The 18,380-nt window shown below is 68.1% G+C and carries 22 protein-coding genes and 1 pseudogene; 12 read left to right on the top strand and 11 right to left on the bottom strand.

Going from position 1 to position 18,380, the window contains the following annotated elements:
* The 3 genes and pseudogenes from AC5Y4N_RS13125 to AC5Y4N_RS13115 all read left to right on the top strand — a co-directional run.
* Positions 1 to 225: pseudogene (locus AC5Y4N_RS13125) on the top strand (hypothetical protein); the annotation flags it as partial.
* A 302-nt stretch (positions 226 to 527) separates the two neighbouring features.
* On the top strand, positions 528 to 908 hold the full coding sequence (locus AC5Y4N_RS13120; RefSeq protein WP_499907522.1) for a DUF1330 domain-containing protein: 381 nt from the start codon (positions 528 to 530) through the stop codon (positions 906 to 908).
* 29 nt (positions 909 to 937) lie between these two features.
* Positions 938 to 1,840, top strand: a complete 903-nt coding sequence (locus tag AC5Y4N_RS13115) for an NmrA family NAD(P)-binding protein (protein WP_499907524.1) — start codon at positions 938 to 940, stop codon at positions 1,838 to 1,840.
* Between the two features lie 9 nt (positions 1,841 to 1,849).
* On the opposite strand, the gene nei2 is transcribed toward AC5Y4N_RS13115, so the two are convergent.
* Genes nei2 through AC5Y4N_RS13100 form a run of 3 tightly spaced genes read right to left on the bottom strand, consistent with a single transcriptional unit; the run spans position 1,850 to position 8,247 of the window.
* A complete protein-coding gene (gene nei2 / locus AC5Y4N_RS13110; protein WP_499907526.1) occupies positions 1,850 to 2,614 on the bottom strand; it encodes an endonuclease VIII Nei2 in 765 nt (254 codons plus the stop codon).
* A 26-nt stretch (positions 2,615 to 2,640) separates the two neighbouring features.
* Complete coding sequence (locus AC5Y4N_RS13105; protein ID WP_499907528.1) at positions 2,641 to 7,143, bottom strand: ATP-dependent helicase; 4,503 nt, start codon at positions 7,141 to 7,143, stop codon at positions 2,641 to 2,643.
* Positions 7,144 to 7,191: 48 nt separating this feature from the next.
* Positions 7,192 to 8,247: an NAD-dependent epimerase/dehydratase family protein gene (locus AC5Y4N_RS13100; protein WP_499907530.1), complete on the bottom strand. Its 1,056-nt coding sequence runs from the start codon at positions 8,245 to 8,247 to the stop codon at positions 7,192 to 7,194.
* Here AC5Y4N_RS13100 and AC5Y4N_RS13095 point away from each other — a divergent pair.
* The gene (locus tag AC5Y4N_RS13095; RefSeq protein WP_499907531.1) at positions 8,242 to 8,679 is read left to right on the top strand and encodes a hypothetical protein; all 438 of its coding nucleotides are present in this window, start codon (positions 8,242 to 8,244) and stop codon (positions 8,677 to 8,679) included. The genes AC5Y4N_RS13100 and AC5Y4N_RS13095 overlap by 6 nt on opposite strands.
* Here AC5Y4N_RS13095 and AC5Y4N_RS13090 read toward each other — a convergent pair.
* Together AC5Y4N_RS13090 and AC5Y4N_RS13085 are read right to left on the bottom strand one after the other, a co-directional pair.
* Positions 8,676 to 8,810 carry a hypothetical protein gene (locus AC5Y4N_RS13090; protein WP_499907532.1) on the bottom strand — a complete coding sequence of 45 codons (135 nt, stop codon included), beginning with the start codon at positions 8,808 to 8,810 and terminating at the stop codon, positions 8,676 to 8,678. The genes AC5Y4N_RS13095 and AC5Y4N_RS13090 overlap by 4 nt on opposite strands.
* A gap of 9 nt (positions 8,811 to 8,819) precedes the next feature.
* On the bottom strand, positions 8,820 to 9,161 hold the full coding sequence (locus AC5Y4N_RS13085) for a DUF3140 domain-containing protein (RefSeq protein WP_499907534.1): 342 nt from the start codon (positions 9,159 to 9,161) through the stop codon (positions 8,820 to 8,822).
* 133 nt (positions 9,162 to 9,294) lie between these two features.
* Here AC5Y4N_RS13085 and AC5Y4N_RS13080 point away from each other — a divergent pair, with 133 nt between their 5' ends.
* The 5 genes from AC5Y4N_RS13080 (at position 9,295) to AC5Y4N_RS13060 (ending at position 11,380) form a co-directional block, all read left to right on the top strand.
* Positions 9,295 to 9,546 carry a metallothionein gene (locus AC5Y4N_RS13080; RefSeq protein ID WP_499908051.1) on the top strand — a complete coding sequence of 84 codons (252 nt, stop codon included), beginning with the start codon at positions 9,295 to 9,297 and terminating at the stop codon, positions 9,544 to 9,546.
* Between the two features lie 6 nt (positions 9,547 to 9,552).
* Positions 9,553 to 9,918 (top strand): hypothetical protein, encoded by a 366-nt coding sequence (locus AC5Y4N_RS13075; protein ID WP_499907536.1) that lies wholly within the window; start codon positions 9,553 to 9,555, stop codon positions 9,916 to 9,918.
* Positions 9,919 to 9,956: 38 nt separating this feature from the next.
* Complete coding sequence (locus AC5Y4N_RS13070) at positions 9,957 to 10,586, top strand: flavodoxin family protein (protein WP_499907537.1); 630 nt, start codon at positions 9,957 to 9,959, stop codon at positions 10,584 to 10,586.
* 94 nt (positions 10,587 to 10,680) lie between these two features.
* Positions 10,681 to 10,992, top strand: coding sequence for a protein UsfY (gene usfY / locus AC5Y4N_RS13065; protein WP_499908052.1), 312 nt, complete (start codon positions 10,681 to 10,683; stop codon positions 10,990 to 10,992).
* Between the two features lie 91 nt (positions 10,993 to 11,083).
* On the top strand, positions 11,084 to 11,380 hold the full coding sequence (locus AC5Y4N_RS13060; RefSeq protein ID WP_499907539.1) for a protein UsfY: 297 nt from the start codon (positions 11,084 to 11,086) through the stop codon (positions 11,378 to 11,380).
* 74 nt (positions 11,381 to 11,454) lie between these two features.
* On the opposite strand, the gene mbp1 is transcribed toward AC5Y4N_RS13060, so the two are convergent.
* The 6 genes from mbp1 to AC5Y4N_RS13030 all read right to left on the bottom strand — a co-directional run bounded on the left by mbp1 (position 11,455) and on the right by AC5Y4N_RS13030 (position 14,474).
* Positions 11,455 to 11,688 (bottom strand): microaggregate-binding protein 1, encoded by a 234-nt coding sequence (gene mbp1, locus AC5Y4N_RS13055; RefSeq protein WP_499907541.1) that lies wholly within the window; start codon positions 11,686 to 11,688, stop codon positions 11,455 to 11,457.
* A gap of 129 nt (positions 11,689 to 11,817) precedes the next feature.
* Complete coding sequence (locus AC5Y4N_RS13050; RefSeq protein WP_499907543.1) at positions 11,818 to 12,168, bottom strand: PRC-barrel domain-containing protein; 351 nt, start codon at positions 12,166 to 12,168, stop codon at positions 11,818 to 11,820.
* Entirely contained in the window at positions 12,155 to 12,562 is a 408-nt protein-coding gene (locus tag AC5Y4N_RS13045) for a hypothetical protein (RefSeq protein WP_499907545.1), read from the bottom strand. Before AC5Y4N_RS13045 ends, AC5Y4N_RS13050 begins: the two co-directional genes overlap by 14 nt.
* Positions 12,559 to 13,788, bottom strand: a complete 1,230-nt coding sequence (locus AC5Y4N_RS13040) for an NRAMP family divalent metal transporter (RefSeq protein WP_499907547.1) — start codon at positions 13,786 to 13,788, stop codon at positions 12,559 to 12,561. The genes AC5Y4N_RS13045 and AC5Y4N_RS13040 overlap by 4 nt, the downstream gene beginning before the upstream one ends.
* Positions 13,785 to 14,237 carry a hypothetical protein gene (locus tag AC5Y4N_RS13035; protein WP_499907549.1) on the bottom strand — a complete coding sequence of 151 codons (453 nt, stop codon included), beginning with the start codon at positions 14,235 to 14,237 and terminating at the stop codon, positions 13,785 to 13,787. The genes AC5Y4N_RS13040 and AC5Y4N_RS13035 overlap by 4 nt, the downstream gene beginning before the upstream one ends.
* 6 nt (positions 14,238 to 14,243) lie before the next feature.
* Complete coding sequence (locus tag AC5Y4N_RS13030; protein ID WP_499907551.1) at positions 14,244 to 14,474, bottom strand: Rv3202a family protein; 231 nt, start codon at positions 14,472 to 14,474, stop codon at positions 14,244 to 14,246.
* A 100-nt stretch (positions 14,475 to 14,574) separates the two neighbouring features.
* On the opposite strand from AC5Y4N_RS13030, the gene AC5Y4N_RS13025 reads away from it, so the two are divergent.
* The 3 genes from AC5Y4N_RS13025 (at position 14,575) to AC5Y4N_RS13015 (ending at position 18,356) form a co-directional block, all read left to right on the top strand.
* A complete protein-coding gene (locus AC5Y4N_RS13025) occupies positions 14,575 to 16,080 on the top strand; it encodes an FAD-dependent oxidoreductase (RefSeq protein ID WP_499907553.1) in 1,506 nt (501 codons plus the stop codon).
* A gap of 79 nt (positions 16,081 to 16,159) precedes the next feature.
* Positions 16,160 to 17,113, top strand: coding sequence for a glycosyltransferase (locus AC5Y4N_RS13020; RefSeq protein WP_499908053.1), 954 nt, complete (start codon positions 16,160 to 16,162; stop codon positions 17,111 to 17,113).
* A 16-nt stretch (positions 17,114 to 17,129) separates the two neighbouring features.
* Positions 17,130 to 18,356, top strand: coding sequence for a glycosyltransferase (locus AC5Y4N_RS13015; RefSeq protein ID WP_499907555.1), 1,227 nt, complete (start codon positions 17,130 to 17,132; stop codon positions 18,354 to 18,356).
* Positions 18,357 to 18,380 lie beyond the last annotated feature (24 nt).

Genomic DNA, 18,380 nt, shown 5'->3' with positions numbered 1-18,380 from the left:
CATCATCACCGGCTGCACCATCGCGGCCTGATCACCATCAGCGGGCCCGCCGACGCGCTCGTCGTCACCGACAACGCTGGGCGAGTACTGAGCGCCGGCTCGCTGGCCCGCCCACCCAAACGGCCCCCGCCCGCGGTGCCACCGTGCCCTGGACCTACCGGTGAGCGCGCCCAGTGGTGGTGGTACCAACCCTTCCAACCCCAATCACCACCGACCAACAACTAGGCCTCCTCACCCCGGACCGCTCACAGCCGGCAAGGCAGTGAAGCGCAAATGCTTGCCGCATCAAGCCCTTAGGTCAGGGACCTTGCCACTCGTCATTACCATGCGCGCCGATGGTGCTCACCAATGTGAGCTGAGCCGAACGCCTTCGAGCCTGCGGTGCGGGTCGAAGTAGGTGTTGCCACAACGCGAAATCATCGACTGGTGCCCACGAATGCGGAAAGATGGCTTGACATCGCTTCGATGCGGTGGTCGCGCATCATGCCGACGATGAACCCGAAGCCATTGCAACGCAAGGAGATACGATGTCAGAGCTCGAACCGACGGCCGAGCAGATCGCCGCGCTTGCGGCGCGGCCCCCGGATGCTCCCGTGGTGATGGTCAATCTGCTGAAGTTCAAAGAGCCCGGCGGAGCAGAGCGCTATCGACAGTACGCACGAGAAGTGACCCCACACCTTCAGCGGGTCGGCGGCATCGTCCGCTACAGCGGAACGGCGCCGACGGTGGTGATCGGCGACGGTGAACGGCCGTGGTGGGACGCGATCCTGATCGTCGAATATCCGACGCCCGGCGCGTTCATCGGCATGGTCACCGACGAGGCATATCTGCACGTGCATGAACACCGCGCCGCTGCACTGGACCGCGGACACCTCATCGCCACATCCAAGTGGTCGATCGGTGATTGACGGCCACCCGCGGCGACTAACTTAAGGGCATGTATCTGATCACGGGGGCGGCCGGAAGGCTCGGCGGAGTCAGTCGTTGGGTCGTCGAGATGTTGATCGAGAGGGGCGAACCGGTGCGGGCCATGGTGCACCGCGAGGACGCCCGGGCACAGCGGCTGCGCGAAATCGGCGCAGAGGTGGTCATCGGGGATCTGACCAATCCGCGCAACGTCGTCGACGCAATGACCGGTGTCGACCGGATGTTCTTCAACATGAGCGTGTCGCTGGACTATCTCGAGGCGACGGCGATCGTCTGCGCGGCCGCGCGGGATGTCGGCGGCTACCAGGTAATTGTCAACATGTCGCAGATGACGGTCTCGGAAATGGGGTTGACCAGCACCGGCGAATCATTCCAGCAGTGGTTGCACTGGCTTTCCGAACAGGTCATGAACTGGTCCGGCGTGCCCGTGGTACATATCCGGCCGACCGTGTTCCTGGACAACCCGTTGTTTGCGATGTTGGTCCGCCGGTCTGTGCGGGAGCGCGGCGTGCTGCCGCTGCCGATCGGAACCGGGCGTACCTCACCTATCGCTGCCGTCGATATCGCGCGCGTGGTCGTCGAGGTGCTGCTCGATCCGGCGGATCGCATCGGCGACGTCTATGAACTGACCGGCGCAGAAGTCCTCGACATCCACGGATTGGCCGAGCGTTACGCCCGCGGTCTCAACCGGCCGGTCACCGCCGAAGACACCCCCTACGACGACTGGGTTCGGCAGTACTTGCGCGTATCCGGCCTGCCCGAACATGTCCAACAGCACATCGCGACCATCGCGCGGCTACACCGCGACGGCCGCTACGACCGAATGAGCGAAGACTTCGAGAAGATCACCGGACAGCCGCCGCAGACAGTCGACCAGTACATCGCGGCCCATCCGCAGCTGTTCGGGGGATAGCGGCCGCTGCTAACTCTGGCAGTGCGGGCACCAATACGTGACCCGCTCGCCGCGGCGATCAGTCTGAATAGGTGTGCCGCAGCGGCGGCAGGGTTCTCCGGCGCGGCCGTATACCCATAATTCGCTGCCACGTCGGCGATCTCCGGTGGTGGTGCGGTTCCAGCGAGTGCGGTTCGCCACGAGCATGTCGTGCGCACGGGAGACCACGCGCAGCGGATCGGCAAGTCGCGACACCGGAGCAGTGGGCAAAATGCCGAACACAAAACACAATTCGTTGCAGTAAACGTTGCCGACGCCGGCCATGACGCGCTGGTCCAGCAGTGCCGCCCCGACCGGGCGGTCAGGGTCGGCGGTCAGGTTGGCGGCCGCTCGCGCGGGGTCCCAGTCGATGCCCAACAGATCCGGTCCTAGGTGGGCCACCACCGACATGTCCTGGTTGCGCGGCAGGATCTCGAGTTGGCCCAAGTCGATGCCGGCGGCCTGAATGTCGTGTGTTTCCAGAATAATTCGTACCCTGTGATCGTTCGGCCGCACGCCGCGGTTCCTGGCCGTCACCCGCCAGCTGCCGTCCATCTTCAGATGCGAATGAATGCTGGCCGGGCCGACGCGGATGAACAAGTGCTTGCCGCGGCTGAGCACTTCGTCGACTGTGTGGCCGGTCAGATCCGCGGTCGCAAACCGTGGTACCCGGACATCACAGCGTGTGAGCGTCTTGCCCACCAAGCCGTCTCGCAGCTTGGCGGCGGTCAGCCAGACGGTGTCACCCTCGGGCATCGAGCCCTACTATCCCGCGCAAGCGCTCATCGCGCCCTCAGCCGCAGACCTCTCGGCGTCCTCGCGAATCCCGAATCGGCCAGCGCCACCGCCACATCCGTGCAATGACCGGGATCCAGCACCGGCACGCCGTCCACCCGCTCGACCACGATGCCCCCCATCCGCCCGTCGGCAACCAGGTCGGCGAGCGCGCCCGCGGCCGCTCGCTGTGCCTCGGGGTCCGACGAGAAAGTCAACAGCGAGCGCCCGCCGCGCTCGAGGAACCACACCAGTTTTCCGTCGACGAGCACGACGAGCGCGCCGGCTTTGCGGCCCGGGCGGCCTTCGCCGACGGGCCACGGCAACGCCGAGCCGTACGGGTTCGCCGGGTCGGCTGCGGCCAGCGCGACCGCGTGATAGGCGGGGCGGTCGGGGTCGACGCTGTCCTGATGCGACCGCAACCGGTCGACGGTCGAGGCGACCGCGAACTGCGCGCCGCCCAGTGACTCGACGAAGTAGCCACGCTGGCAGCGGCCCGCGTCCTCGAGCGCGGTCAGCACCTTGTAGAGCGTGGCGAATCCGCCCGGCACTCCCTCTGCGGCCACGCTGCCCTTCGTCAGCACGCCGTAGCGGCCCAACAACAGTTCAGCCGCAAAGTGCGCGCGCACAGTCGAATCCGGCTCAGGAAGCGGCAACGCCGACCATCTGCCGGCCACGGTGGGGTCCGATGCGCGGTTCTGGGCGTGCGCGACGCTGTAGTGGCTCAGCCGCGGTGCCCGCCGCCGTTGTCTGTGCGCAGGCGCCGACCGCCCACGACCCGACCCGGCGAGCAAGCCCCGCACCGGCGCAAAAGTGTCACCGGTCACCCAGCCGGCCCAAACCAGCTCCCATAGTGCTTCTTTCAGCTCACGCTCGTCGCGTCCGTCGGTCAGCTGCCGAAAGAAGAAGCCACCGCCGGGCGCCAGCGTGTCGAGGATCATCCGGTGCCGGTCGGTGAAATCGATCTCGACCGGCGCGGCGAGCGACAACGGCGCGGTGTCGGCCATGTGCAGCGTGACCCAGCCGTCGCTACCCGAGATCGCGCCGGCCCCCGACCAGACCACTTCGCCAGAGGCCAGCAGTTCGTCAAGCATCGCCGGCTGGTAATCGCGTACCCGCTGCCCAAGCACCAACGGCTCCAGGGCGGACGCCGGGACGGCGACCCCGGCGAGCTGTTCCACGACGGCCGCCACGCCATCTACGCCCGACGTGTTTCCGCCCACCTGTTGCCAGCCCGGCAGGAACCTGCCGTAGGCGGCGGTGCTGACTGGCTCGACCTGCGCGCGCAGCGCCGCCAGCGACCGTCGCCGCAGCATGCGCAACACCTCGGTGTCACACCACTGCCCGGAATCGCTTGAAGCAGAGATGAATTCGCCACCAACGAGCTTGCCGTCGACAGCCAGCCTTCTCAACACGTCCTCGGCAACCCGTACACCGAGCCCGAACCGCGCTGCCGCGTCGGAGGTCGTGAACGGGCCCCGGGTGCGGGCATACCTCCCGAGCAGCTCGCCCAGCGGGTCGGCGACCGGCTCGGTGAAGCTCACCGGGACGCCGGGCGGCACCGCGATGCCGACGCCGTCCCGCAGCCGGCCGATGTCCTCGACCGCGGTCCACCACGTCGCACCCGCATACGACACCGTCACCGCCCGGCGCGACGCCCGCAGCCCCTCCAGCCAGCCGCCCGGATCCGCCGTGGTGCTGCGCTGAGCGACCTCCTCCTCGGTGAGGGGACCGAGAAGGCGCAGCAGGTCCGCGACCGCCTCGGCGTCGCGCGCGAGTCGGTCGGGACTGAGGTGTTGCAGTTGGCGATGGGTGACGTCGACGACGTCCGGGTCGAGCAGTTCCCGCAACTCGACGCGGCCCAGCAGTTCGGCCAGCAGCGTGGTGTCCAGCGACAGTGCCGCCGCACGCCGCTCGGCCAGCGGTGCGTCGCCTTCGTACATGAACGCGCCGACGTAGCCGAACAGCAGCGACGCCGCGAACGGCGACGGGGTGGCGGTCTCGACCTCCATCACTCGCACGCGGCGCTGGTGAATTCCGGTCATCAGGGCGGTCAGCGCCGGCACGTCGTACACGTCCTGCAGACACTCGCGCACAGCCTCCAGCACGATCGGGAAGTCGGGGTACTTGCGCGCCACATCGAGCAACTGCGCCGCTCGCTGCCTCTGGTGCCACAACGGTGAGCGCTTGCCAGGGTGGCGCCGTGGCAGCAGCAGCGCCCGGGCAGCGCACTCCCGGAAGCGCGACGCGAACAGCGCTGAACCGCCGACCTCCGTGGTGACGGTGGGCTCGATTTCGTCGGGGTCGAACACGAACAGGTCGGCGCCGGGCGGCACGTCCTCGGTGTCGGGCAAGCGAACGACGATTCCGTCGTCGGAGGCGGTGGGTTTCTCGTCGATGCCGTAGCGTTCGAGCAGTCGCCGACTGACCGCGAGCGCCAGCGGTCCGTGCACCCGCAGTCCGTACGGTGAGTGCAAGATCACCCGCCAGTCGCCGAGCTCGTCGCGGAACCGTTCGACCAGCAGTGTGGAATCCGTGGGCACCGCGCCGGTGGCCTCACGTTGGTCGTCGAGCAGCCGGCGCAGGTTCTCGGTGGCGTACGAATCCAAACCCATTGCCGCGCAACGCTGTCCGAACGCTTCCGGCGGAAGGCCGGCCAGCTCGCCGGTGAACGCGCCCAGCGCCGCCCCGAGCTCGGCGGGCCGACCGACGCCGTCGCCGCGCCAGAACGGCAGGCGGGCGGGCTCCCCGAATGCGGGCACTACCAGCACGCGGTCATGAGTGATCTCGGTGATCCGCCAGCTGGTCGCACCCAGCGAGATGACGTCGCCCGGCCGCGACTCGTACACCATCTCCTCGTCGAGTTCGCCTACCCGCGAGGACTTTTCAGAATCAGCGCCGGCGGCAAGATAGACGGTGAACAGACCGCGGTCGGGGATGGCGCCGCCCGACGTGACGGCCAGCCGCTGCGCCCCGGGCCGGGCCGTCAGGGTGCCGGTGTCGCGGTCGTACACCAGCCGGGGCCGCAACTCGGCGAACTCGGTCGACGGATACTTGCCCGACAGCAGATCCAGTGTCGCCTCGAATGCACTGCGCGGCAACGTCGAAAACGAGGCGCTGCGGCGCACGGTGTCGAACCATACGTCGGCGCTCAGTGGCTCGAGCGCGCATGCGGCGATGGTGTGCTGCGCCAGCACGTCGAGCGGATTGGCCGGCACCGCAAGGTTCTCGATCTGGCCGGCCCGCATCCGCTGCACCGTCACCGCGCAACTGATCAAGTCGGTGCGGTGCTTGGGAAACACGACGCCGCGGGAGATCTCGCCGACTTGATGTCCGGCGCGGCCGATGCGCTGCAGACCGCTGGCCACCGACGGCGGCGCCTCTACCTGGATCACGAGATCGACTGCGCCCATGTCGATTCCGAGTTCCAGGCTCGACGTGGCAACGACGGCTTTGAGCCGCCCACTCTTCAGGTCGTCCTCGACCGCGGCCCGCTGTTCCTTGCTCACCGAACCGTGATGCGCACGGGCCAAGAGCGGCTCGGCGCCGAACGTCTGACCACTGCCCATGATGTACGCCGGTGGCCCGCCGGGCACTTCGGGATTCGGCGGCCGCTCGAGGGCAATCCCGACGCGTTCGGCGTGAATCTCGTTGAGCCGCGCAGTCAGCCGCTCGGCCAGGCGCCGCGAGTTGGCGAACACGATCGTCGAGTTGTGTGCTTCGATCAGATCCGCGATGCGCTGCTCGACGTCCGGCCAGATCGTGTTGTTCTCGAGGTTCGCCATGTCAGGCACCGGCACCACCACGGACAGGTCGAACGTCTTGGCCGCCGGCGGCGCCACGATGGTGACCGGCCGCGCTGCGCCGACCAGGAACCGCGCGACCACCTCCGGCGGACGCACGGTGGCCGACAAGCCGATGCGTTGCGCCGGTTGGGGCAGCAGCGCGTCGAGACGTTCCAGGGAAAGCGCCAGATGCGAGCCGCGTTTGGTGCCGGCCACCGCGTGCACCTCGTCGACGACCACCGTCTCGACGCTCGCCAGCGTGTCGCGGGCGGCCGACGTGAGCATCAGGAACAGCGACTCGGGCGTGGTGATCAGGATGTCCGGCGGCCGGCTGACCAGCTCGCGTCGCCGCGCGGGTGGGGTGTCGCCGGAGCGCAGGCCGACGGTGATCTGCGGGTCCGGCAGGCCCAGCCGCTGCGCGGTACGGGTGATGCCGGTCAGCGGGGTTCGCAGGTTGCGTTCGACGTCGACGGCCAGAGCTTTGAGCGGCGAGATGTAGAGCACCCTTGTGCCGTCGCCGGGTTGATGCGCCAGCCGGTCGATGGCCCACAGGAACGCCGCGAGCGTCTTGCCTGACCCGGTAGGTGCAATGACCAGGGTGTTGTCGCCGTCGGCGATCGCCGACCAGGCCTGTGCCTGCGCGGGAGTGGGCGCCTCGAACGTGCCGCTGAACCACTCGCGGGTGGCGGGGCTGAAGCGGCCCAGCGGATCGGCAGAAGCGCTCACCTCACCATCGTGCCAACCCGGTACGACAAGCCGGTGCGGCGACGGGCTCTACGTGGTGGCCCGCTGTCCCACGCCGGTCGCGAACTCCTTGCCGCGCAGTCGGCCGCCCGCCGCCGGATCCAGCGGGGGAGTGGACATGCCGCTGCTGTCCCTGAGCCCGTCGAGAAAGTCGCGGATCGCGTCCAGTGCGCTGCGCGAGGGATGCCAGCCCAGTTCCGTCTGGGCGCGCGTGGTGTCCATGATCGGCAGGCTCAGGGCCAGGTCGACGAGCGCCGGGCTGGCGGGCAGCAGATGCAGGTTCCAGGCGGCGCTGACGACCGCGCGGATGGGGGCCAGCGGAAGCTTGACCGGCCGCGCGCCGAGCAAGCCGCCGAGGCTCACCGGATCGAGCACCGGGTCGGCCGCGACATTGAACGCCCCCCGGACGGGCTGCACAACCGCCAGCCGAAACGCCTCTCCGGCGTCCACGCTGTGCAGCGCCTGCAGCCGCAGGCCCGGCAGATCGGGAACGATCGGCAGCAACGACGGCCGCACCAGCGCGCCGGGCAGCAGCGGACCGGCGAACAGCCGGCGTTGCGCCGAGGCGGCTTCGCGCTTGAAGATGAAACCCGGACGCAGCCGCACCACGCGCACGTCGGGATGGTCGCGCTCGAAGGTGTCGAGCACGCGCTCCAGATACGACTTCTCCCGCCCGTACGCTGCGGTGGGCAGCGCATGAGTGGGCCATGACTCGTCGACGCCGTGGTCCTTGGGACCGGGCGCATATGCACCGACCGACGACGAGTACACCAGCGCGCCGACACCCGCGCGGGCGACCGCGTCGAACACGCGGATCGCCCCCAATACGTTGTTGCGCCAGGTGGCCAGCTCGTCATGCGTCGGCTGGAAGAGCCACGCCAGGTGCACCACCGCGTCGGCGCCCCGGAAGTGCCGGTCGAGATCGTCGCAGGACACGTCAGCTTGCACCCATGTCGTCTTCGGTGGCTGCCACTGCGGCCGGCGGCGCGCGACGCCGACGATCCGGTCCACCCGCTCGTCGGAGGCGAGAGCTTCGACGACGCTTGTCCCGACGTTGCCTGTTGCGCCGGTGACCACCACATGCATGCCGACGGGTACCCGCGACAGGGCGTTCGAACCGCGGCGCGGTCAGCGCCGGTTGGGCACGGCGACGCGCATCAGATCCTCGGCGACCACGAGATCGCCGGAATACACCTGGGCCGCCTCGTCATGGAACCGCCGATTGCCGGGTACCGCTGGGAGAAGTGGGTCAGCACCAACCGCCGCACTCCGCATTGCTGCGCCACCATCCCCGCTTGCCGGGCGGTCAGGTGCCTTTACTGCGCGGCAAGGTTTGCGTCCTCGTCCAACAACGTCGCCTCGATCACCAGCAGGTCCACCCCGTCGGCCAGAGAGCCGGATGGTCCGTCCGTTCGCCACGATGACGCCGTATCGCTGCAATTCGCCCACGCAAGGGCCGTCGATCCCGAAGTGGCGCAACGATTCTGGAAGCATGCGTCGGCCGTCGGGTTCGACTAGTCGGTAGCCGATCGCGTCGGCGGAATGGTCAGCCCCTCGCCGTCCCAGCGCAACAGGTAGCCGTTGTGGTTGCGATGCCGGGTCGGCACCTGGCTTGACGTGCCGAGGACGACCAGCTCACGGACCGACACGAGCCCGGCTCAGCGCGGCGGCTTGAGCGGATCGTGACCGATCGACATCAGCCGATGGCGCCAATTCTCTTGTCCTGCAGTCGGTTCGAGATCGTCGCGGCGTTCGGCGTGGACACGGTCGACGACTCGGCGCATGACGTGCTCGTCGTCGTCGGTGAGATCGACCCGGCGTTTCTGCAAGATCTGCAGCACCCGTCGGCCGGTCGGCGTCCCGGACTGGTCGGGCAACTCCTCGGCGTCCTCGTGTGCCGAGCGGGTGCGCAGCCATTCGGACAACTCCCGCGATGTCATGTTCACGACGCGGTGAAACTCGTCCCACAGTTCGGGGTCGACCTCGACGTGCCGAGCCACGTGTGACCTCCCATCGTTGTCGCGTTTTCAACCCTGGTCGTACCCTGCGCCGCGCCCGTCGAATCGAGGCTCGAGTTTCTGCGTCGCAGCCGACGGGAACTCTGTGGCGATCTGTAGAGAAAGGGATATGGACGTGGCTATCTGCGACACCTGCGGCAACGAGTACGACAAGGCGTTCACGGTGAGCTGGGGGGAGCGCACCGCGACGTTCGACAGCATCGAGTGCGCCGCCGCGCAGCTGGCACCGGAATGCGCGCACTGCGGCTGCCGAATCCTGGGGCATGGCGTGGAAACCGAAGACGCAATCTTCTGTTGCGCCCACTGCGCGCGCAAGTCCAGCAACGCCGACATCAACGACCGGTATCCGACTCCCGCGGGAGGCTAGCGCCCGATGAAGATGGCGCCGGACACCGGCAACCCGCGGCGCGACCGCGCGACGCTGGCCGCGGCGGTGAAAGCGGCGGCCGTGTTCGTAGCGATCGCCGTGGTGGTGCTGCTGGCGTCGCTGGCATGGCTGAACGGGTGCAAGACAGGCACCGGGGCGGGTGCGCTCGACCATTGCACCGCGTTGCAGCGCAACACCTTGGCGATCGGTCCGGCCGTCGTGCTCTTCGCCGGCGGCGTCTGGGCGTTCGTCCGCACGTATCAAACCTGGCGCGCCCGAGGCGGCTGGTGGATCTGGCAAGGCGCGGGCTGGTTCCTGCTGGTGCTCATGCTCGTGGTGTTGACGATGACGGCGCCGGTCGCGCTGCTGTAGCTGTTTTCGCCGAACCCGCCCGGGGTATTCGCGGTGCCATGTCGTCCCACCCGCAGGCAGACGCTTTGCGAGCGCTCGCGTTGGTCTGCACCCTCAAAGCCAGTCCGTCGGCCTCCAGCAGCGACCTGATGGCCCGACAGGTGCTCGAGCAATTGCGGCAATCCGGCGTCGAATGCGAGTCGGTGCGCGTGGTCGACCTGACCGTGCTGCCGGGTGTGGAGGCCGACATGGGGCCTGGCGACGAATGGCCGCGATTGCGGGAAAAGATCCTCGCCGCAGACATCTTGGTGGTGTCGACGCCGACATGGGTGGGCCACATGTCGAGCGTGGCGCAGCGCGTGCTGGAGCGACTCGACGCGGAGATCTCGAACACCGATGACGACGGCAGGCCGTCCATGGTCGGCAAGGTGGCGCTCGCAGCGGTGGTGGGCAACGAGGACGGCGCGCACAAGATCGTCGCGGACCTTTTCCAGGCACTCAACGACATCGGGTTCACGATCCCGGCGCAGGGCTGCACGTACTGGAACGGTGAAGCCATGCAGGGCGGCGATTTCAAGGACCTCGACCAAGTGCCCGAGGCGATCCACACAACCACCGCGGCCGCGGCGCGCAACGCCGTGCACCTGGCAGATGTGCTTCGCCGCCAGCCGTACCCGCCGTACAAGTAACACCAGGCCACCGCAAGTTTTCGGTCTCTTCTCGCCCTCTTCAAGTCGACGGATGCCGAGTATCGTCGAGGGCATCTCGATGAAGGAGACGGTGATGGGAGACACACATCACGATCCGACGGATCACTCCCGCACATATCAACCACACGCCGGCGAGTCGATGATCGACGTCTACTTCTGGCCGGGCTTTTTCCTGATCGCCGTCGGTGTCGTCGCGCTGGTCGCGTTCGTGGCGGCACTTGCCTACAAACACCAGGAACTGCTCGTCTGGGCCGCGATCACCGCGGCACTGACCGTCGGCGGGGGTGCGTCGTGGCTCAGCGTCGAGCGGCGCCGCGTGCGCCGTATCGAAGCGCGCTGGCTCGCGCAACATCCCGCCACCTCGCCGCACCGGCACGCCGCGTAACGCGCGGTGTCAGGCAGCGCGGGCAGTTTCGCATGCGCGGCGGCAGGGTAGGCCTTCTGACGAAAGCACGCCTGACACAGGGAGATTGCGCATGCCGGAACGGCAGAACGACCCCAGCGACGACGCCCGTACCGCGCGGCCGCGCGTCGGCGAAGCGATGAAAGACAATCGCAGCCTCGGCGGCTACGCGCTGCTCGGGTTGGCGGTGCTGGCGTTGGTGATCGGCATCGGCGCGGCCGCCCGGGGCGTGATGGACTGGACGATCGGTGCGGGCGCGGTCGCGCTCGTCACCGCGGCCGTCGGTGCGGTGTGGGTGTACGGCGAACGCAGGCGAGTGGCTCGGGTCGCCGCTGAAAACGCCGATCACGCAGCCACGCGCCGGCCTTAGCGGGTACCGCAACAATCGTCGAAACAGCAATGGGCCCAGTCCATTTCGGACTGGGCCCACCGCGCGTCATGAAGTTACTGGTTTGCCTCTTGGCGCTTCTCGGCCGCCTTCGCACTGCTGCGCGCCGCATCCGCTTCGGCTTCCTTCTTCGCGGCATCGCGCTCTGCCTCGGCCTTGTCCTGCTGGGCCTTACCCTCACGAACCAGGTCATCGCGGCCGGTCACCGTCCCGACAGCTTCCTTGGCCTTGCCCTTGACATCTTCGACGACGCCCCGGATGGCTTCTTCGGGCCCGCTGTTCTCCGCCATTGACTTCCTCCTTGTTGGATACCTTCATGCGAGCGCGACCGCTCGGCGCTGCGGACGATGGCCTCCCATCCCGCGACGACAGACGTCCTTGCCCGTCGCTGCCTGGCTATTTCCCGCGACCCTTCGGGACTAAACCTGACGCCCGAGCGCAGCCGGCAGCCGCGCCGAGTACCTGCGGAAATTTGGGCGCAGAGTGATCGAATTCATCTCCACTCGCGCCACGTCCTCCCACGCCGCCAGGAACGTGCCGCGGTGACGCCACCGCAGAATTCGTGCGAGCAACGCCGGTCCGTTCACAGTGGTGCGTTCGTAGCCGAGATAGGCCGATCGGCTGTGCGGGCTGACGACGAAGCCGAGAAGGTGCGTGGGTACCTGCTGGTGGTCGTCGGGCGGTGCGGCCAAGCGCACGTCGACGACCGTGCCCAGCCGATGTGACTGCTCGTCGTATACGTCGCAGCCCAAGAGATCACTCAGGAGCATGGCCGCCTCCCGGAATCCGACCGATCACGTTGTCTCGCAGCCAGCGCTCCACCCACGTGGAGTCGAAGTCTTCCAGCGTGACCTTCAATGTGATCACCGTGGTGAGCTTTTCGACGAGCCCCCAGTCGATGTAGGTCAGTCGAGACTTCGACGGCCGGCCACCGAAGATCCGTGTCGCCAGCACCGGCCCGGTGACCAGGTGAGTCACCGCGGGCGGTGGTGTGCCGCGTGGGATGTCCTGGCCCACAGGCAGATTAGCCAACACGATGTCGTCGACGGTGCCGGACGGCACCTCGTGGATGTCGTGAATCTGGCGGTCCAGAAGCTGAAGTCGCGCGTCGATGACGCGTCCGGGCCAGTGTTTGGCGGGCAATTCCCCCACAGTTCTCGTCATTCCCCGGCTCCCGTCACGATCATCAGCGGTATCGCCGCCACCGACGCGGCGATGATCACCACCAGATACACCATTGCCAACGCGTTGGTGAGCTTGCCGTTGACCCGGTCACCCATGTACTCAGGGTCGTTGGCCACCAACAGAATCGGCAGATACGTCAGCGGCAGCGCGATCGCGGAGAACACCACCGAGTACTCGGTCACCATCACCGGATCCACACCCGTGGCCAGCACCGCGGAGCCGATGACCAGTGCCACGATCATCACGACGTGAAATCGCGACGCCTGCGAAGGCCTGCGGAACTTTCCCCACGGCCAGCCGAAGAACTGGGCGAGGGTGTAGCCGGCCGACAGCGTGGTCTCCAGCGCCGCCCCGAACGTGGCGGCGACGACGCCGACGATCACGAATGCCAGCGCCACCTTTCCGCCGGCCAGCACCGCCGGCGTCACCATCTGCGAAAGGGACGTCACCTCAACGGCTTTCGGGGCGAAGACCAGGGCCGCGCACGCCGCGATGGACAACGACAGCACACCTCCCAGGGGAAAGCCCACAAGCACGTTGAGCCGAGACTTACCCAGATCGTCTTCGGACCAGCCTTCCTCGACGGCGCCGGAGGAGAAGAAGAAGACCTCGTACGGCGTCATCGCCGCCCCGAACAGAGCGATTGCGAAATACCAGTACGTGGCCGCCGACTCCGACTGCGGGATCACCGGCGCCAACGCCTGGTTGCCGAGATCGACCCAATTGGGGTGTAGCAGAAACATACTCACGGCGAACACGATCAGGGAAAGCCCGGCCAGGCCGGTGACGTTCTCCATGGTCTCGAATTTCACCCGCCAGATCACCAGCCATACCGCGAAGGCGGCGACGGGTATCCACAGCATCGGGCCGACGTCGGTGGCTAGCTGCAAAGCCAGTGCGACACCACCGATTTCGGCGGTGATCGTCATCAAGTTCACGAAAAACGACGCGCCGAGATTGGCCAGCGCCGCCCGGGCTCCGAGTCGGTCGCGGATGATCTCGAAAGTTGCCCGGCCGCTGACCGCGGCGACCCGGCCGGCCATCTGGGCGTACAGACAGATGCCGAGTACGCCGACGGGAATCACCCACGCCAGCGCAAGACCGAATCGCGATCCGACGACGGAGTTGGTGACGAGGTCGCCGATGTCGAGGAAGCCGCCGATCGCCGTCAGGATGCCCAACGCAACGGCGAAGATCTTCTTCATCCGCTCACCGCCGACAATCGGTCCGTTGCGTCGGCGAGACGTTGACGTGCAACGTCGAGGGGCGTCGGGTCGACGCCGAGGACCACAGCACCGGCGGAGGTGAGCGCCGTGACCGCGCCGGTGATCGCGTCGAGCAGCGCGTGCTGACGGCGCAGGTCGTCCTCGCGGGTGGCCGTGAGTCCGGCAATTCCCTTGTAGCTCTTGGTCGCTTCGTCACGCGCGTCGGTCAGCTGCACGCTGGCCAGCTGGCGTGTCGACTTGCCGGCCTGCCACAAGTCCAGCGCCAGAATGCCGGTGCGGGCGGCTGACTCGCATTGCGCTTGGGCGCGGGCGAGTTGTCCGGCCATCCCGTCGCGAATCGACGGGCAGCCGCGCACCAGTACACCGAGCGCTACGAGAACGACGAGCAGCAGTGCGGCTTTTCGGATTCGCCGCCACCGGTGCGCCATCGCAAACTAACGGTCGACGTCCCAGTCGTCGGCATCAGGCGCGGTGGTGCGCTGGTCCTGCCAGTCGGCCGGGTTCGCGTCCTCAGGCGGTGCCTCGGAAGCGATTTCGCTGACCTCGGTGGGTTCGAAGTCTTCCGAAAGGTTCGGTGTGCGGCCCACCTCGAGGCGCTGCTCGACAGCGTCGGCGACCGGGGTTTCTTCGTCGATCGGATCGTCAGGTGGCAGTGCAGAGGTCACCCGTCGAACCTACCCCGCCGCGCACAGTGGCCAAAACGCCAGTTGTGACGAACATCTTCCCGGCGTTTTCGTGGGGCGGACGAAGGGTACGCGCCCCACCATGACTTCACTGTGGTTGGCCAACCGTGCGCAGGCGCCGTGGGTGGCAAGCACCCTCGACGGCAACCGATCCGCCGACGTCGTCGTGGTAGGGGCCGGCATCACCGGACTGATGACCGCCGTGCTGCTGGCCCGCGCGGGCAAGGACGTGCTGGTGCTCGAGGCGCGCACCGTCGGATCGTGCGCGACTGGCAACACCACCGCGAAAATCAGCCTGCTGCAGGGCACTCACCTCTCCAAGATCATCCAGCGTCACGGTGTCGAGACGGCCAAGGCATACGTCGACGGCAACCGCGAGGGGCAAGAGTGGGTGGTGCACCACTGCGAGACCCACGGGGTCGCAGTACAGCGGGAAGATGCCTACACCTACGCCCAGTCCGGCAAGGGCGTGCCGTCGGCGCGCGCGGAATTGAAGGCGTGCGAAGCCGTGGGCTTGGGCGCGAAATGGGATGACGACGCCGACGTGCCGTTCCCCTACCACGGCGGTGTGCGGCTGGCCGACCAGGCGCAGTTCGATCCGATGCCATTCTTGGATTCGCTGGTGGCCGAACTGCAGGATCGCGGCGGTCGGCTGGTCGAGGGGGCTCGCGTGCGCAGCGTGTCCAGCCGCCGCGGGCTCACGCTGCGGGTCAACGGCCCCGACGAAGACGAAACCGAGGTACGGGCCGGGCAGCTGGTGCTGGCCACCGGTATTCCGGTCCTGGACCGCGGCGGGTACTTCGCCAGGCTGAAGCCCAGCCGGAGCTACTGCCTGGCGTTCAAGGTGCCCGGCACCATCACCCGACCGATGATGATCTCCACCGACTCGCCCACCCGCTCGGTGCGGTACGCGCCCACGCCCGACGGGGAGCGGCTGATCGTGGGAGGCGCGGGCCACCCGGTCGGGCGCAAGAAGAGCCCGTCGAAGGCGCTGGAGGAGCTTTCGTCGTGGGCGCGGCTGCACTATCCCGGCGCGGTGCAGACTCACTTCTGGTCGGCGCAGGACTACACGCCCGTCGATCAGCTGCCGTACGTGGGGCCGATCTTGCCGGGCAACGAAAGCATCTTCGTCGCAACAGGATTCAACAAGTGGGGGATGACCAACGGAGCGGCCGCGGCGCTAGCGCTGTCCAGCCGCATTCTGGGCGGCCGCATGGACTGGGCCAAGGCGTTCGCCAGCTGGAGCCCGCACGAGCTGTCCGGAATCACCACCGCGCTGCAAGCCAACCTCGAGGTCGGTTTCAACCTCGCGAAGGGCTGGATCACGCCGCTCACCCGGGCGGTGCATCGGCAGCCCGGCGACGACGAGGGCGGGGTGGTCAGCGGTCCACCCTGGCACCTGGAGGCGCGGTGTGTGGTCGACGGGGTCGAGCATCGCGTCTCGCCGGTATGCCCGCACCTCGGCGGGATCGTGAACTGGAACGACGCCGACAAGGCGTGGGAGTGCCCGCTGCATGGGTCCCGGTTCGCGCCGGACGGCACGCTGCTTGAAGGTCCCGCGACCCGCGACTTGACCCGCTCGAGCTGACACGGCTTTTGTTTACCTACAAGTGACTCCGGGAACCACTTGTGGCGTGGCGACAACTGCACAGGCTCGCAGCATCCTGCTGTGGCATGTGCACGGTTCGTGGACCGAGTCGTTCGTGTCCGGGTCGCACCGCTATGTGCTGCCCCTGACTGACGATCGCGGCGCCGACGGTCGCGGGCTGTGCGGGCGCCGCTGGCCGCGTGCTCGGGAAGTCCACGTCGACCGGCTCCGCGACGAGCCGGTGGATCTTGTGATCCTGCAGCGGCCGCACGAGTTGGAGCGGGTGACGCAGTGGCTGGGCCGGCGCCCCGGGGTCGACGTGCCTGCCGTCTACGTCGAGCACAATGCACCCCGGCCGTCACCTACCGACAGTCGCCATCCGGTCGCCGACCGGTCCGACATCCCGATCGTGCACGTCACCGAGTTCAACCAGTTGATGTGGGACAACGGCGTCGCGCCGACCACTGTCGTCGCCCATGGCATCGCCGATCCCGGCGAGCTCTACACCGGCGAGTTCGCCGCGGCTGCCACGATGATCAACGAGCCGCTGCGCCGCAACCGCGTGGTGGGCACCGACCTGTTGCCGGCGCTGTCCGCCGACGTGCCGGTGGACGTGTGGGGCATGGGGACATCGGAGCTCGGCGACCGGCTCGGCGGCCAGATACGCGGGCACGGCGACGTCGCGCCGCCGGCGCTGCATCAGCAGGTCGCCCGACGCCGGGTGTATCTGCACACCGCGCGGTGGACATCGCTGGGGTTGTCGCTGTTGGAGGCCATGCATCTGGGCATGCCGGTGGTAGCGGTCGCATCGACGATGGCGCCGCTATGCGTGCCCAGCGAGGCCGGTGTGGTCAGTGCCGACGTCGAGGCGCTCGCCGACGCGGTCAGGTTGTACGCCAACGATCACGAGGCGGCGCGGGCGGCGGGCAAGTCGGCCCGCGAGTTTGCGCTCGGTCACTTCGGTCTCGACCGTTTCCTGCGCGACTGGGACCGCGTCGTGGACAGTGCATGCGCCGGGCGAGGGGAAGCGTGAAAGGGGAGCACTGCCAATGAGAATCGCCATGGTCTCCGAACATGCCAGTCCGTTGGCGGCGCTCGGCGGCGTGGATGCCGGCGGTCAGAACGTCCACGTCGCCGAGCTGTCGGCCGCGTTGGCCCGTCGCGGCCACGAGGTGCTGGTGTACACCCGTCGCGACGATCCGGGGTTGCCGGAGCGGGTGCGTGCACCGGCCGGCTACACCGTGGTGCACGTGCCCGCCGGCCCGGCCACCGTGCTACCCAAAGACGAGCTGCTGGAGCACATGGGCGTATTCGGCGACTTCCTGGCCGATCAGTGGCTCACCGAACGCCCCGACATCGCGCACGCTCACTTCTGGATGTCCGGTGTCGCAACGCGGCTGGCCACCCGCCGGCGCGGCGTGCCGATGGTGCAGACGTTTCATGCGCTCGGCGTGGTCAAGCGCCGTCACCAGGGCCAGCAGGACACCAGCCCACCCGGCCGCTTACGGCTCGAGGAGCTGCTCGCCCGGCGCACCGACTGGGTGGCCGCGACGTGTACCGACGAGGTGTTCGAGCTGGCGCGGCTGGGCCGGCCGCGGGCCCGCACCGCGGTGATCCCGTGCGGGGTCGATCTGCGGCACTTCACGCCCGACGGGCCGCGCTGGGAGCGCACCGACCGCAAGCGCGTGGTCACGGTCGGAAGGTTCGTGCCGCGCAAGGGATTTGACGTTCTCATCGAGGCGATGGCCTCGGTGCCGGATGCGGAGCTTCTGGTCGTCGGCGGTCCGGACGCCAGCCGGCTCGGGGACGAACCCGAGGCGGTGCGTCTGGCGAGCCTGGCCGAAGAGCTGGGAATCGGCGACCGGGTGCGGTTGTGCGGCTCGGTGTCGCGCTCCGAGATGCCGGCGGTGCTGCGCTCGGCGGACGTGGTCGCGTGCACGCCGTGGTACGAGCCGTTCGGCATTGTTCCGGTCGAGTCCATGGCATGCGGCGTGCCGGTGCTGGCGACGGCGGTGGGCGGCATGCTCGACACCGTGGTCGACGGCGTCACCGGTGTGCTGGTGCCGCCACGCGATCCGCGGGCATGCGCCGAGGCGCTGTGCGAGATGCTGGAAGACCCTGCGCGACTGGCGGAGTGGGGCGCCGCCGGGCGCCGACGGGCCGAAGCGCGCTACTCGTGGGACCGCATCGCCGCGGACACCCTCAAGGTCTACCAGCGCATGACCGCCACCTCATCCCGGCGAGCGCGCGTGTTTGCCCGCCGACACGCCGAGTAGATGCGGACGCCAGTGCACGCTCGC

The organism is Mycobacterium sp. NGS19 (genome assembly GCF_059813155.1).
The sequence above is the reverse complement of the archived record's forward strand: the minus strand, read 5'-3'. Positions and strand labels throughout refer to the sequence as shown.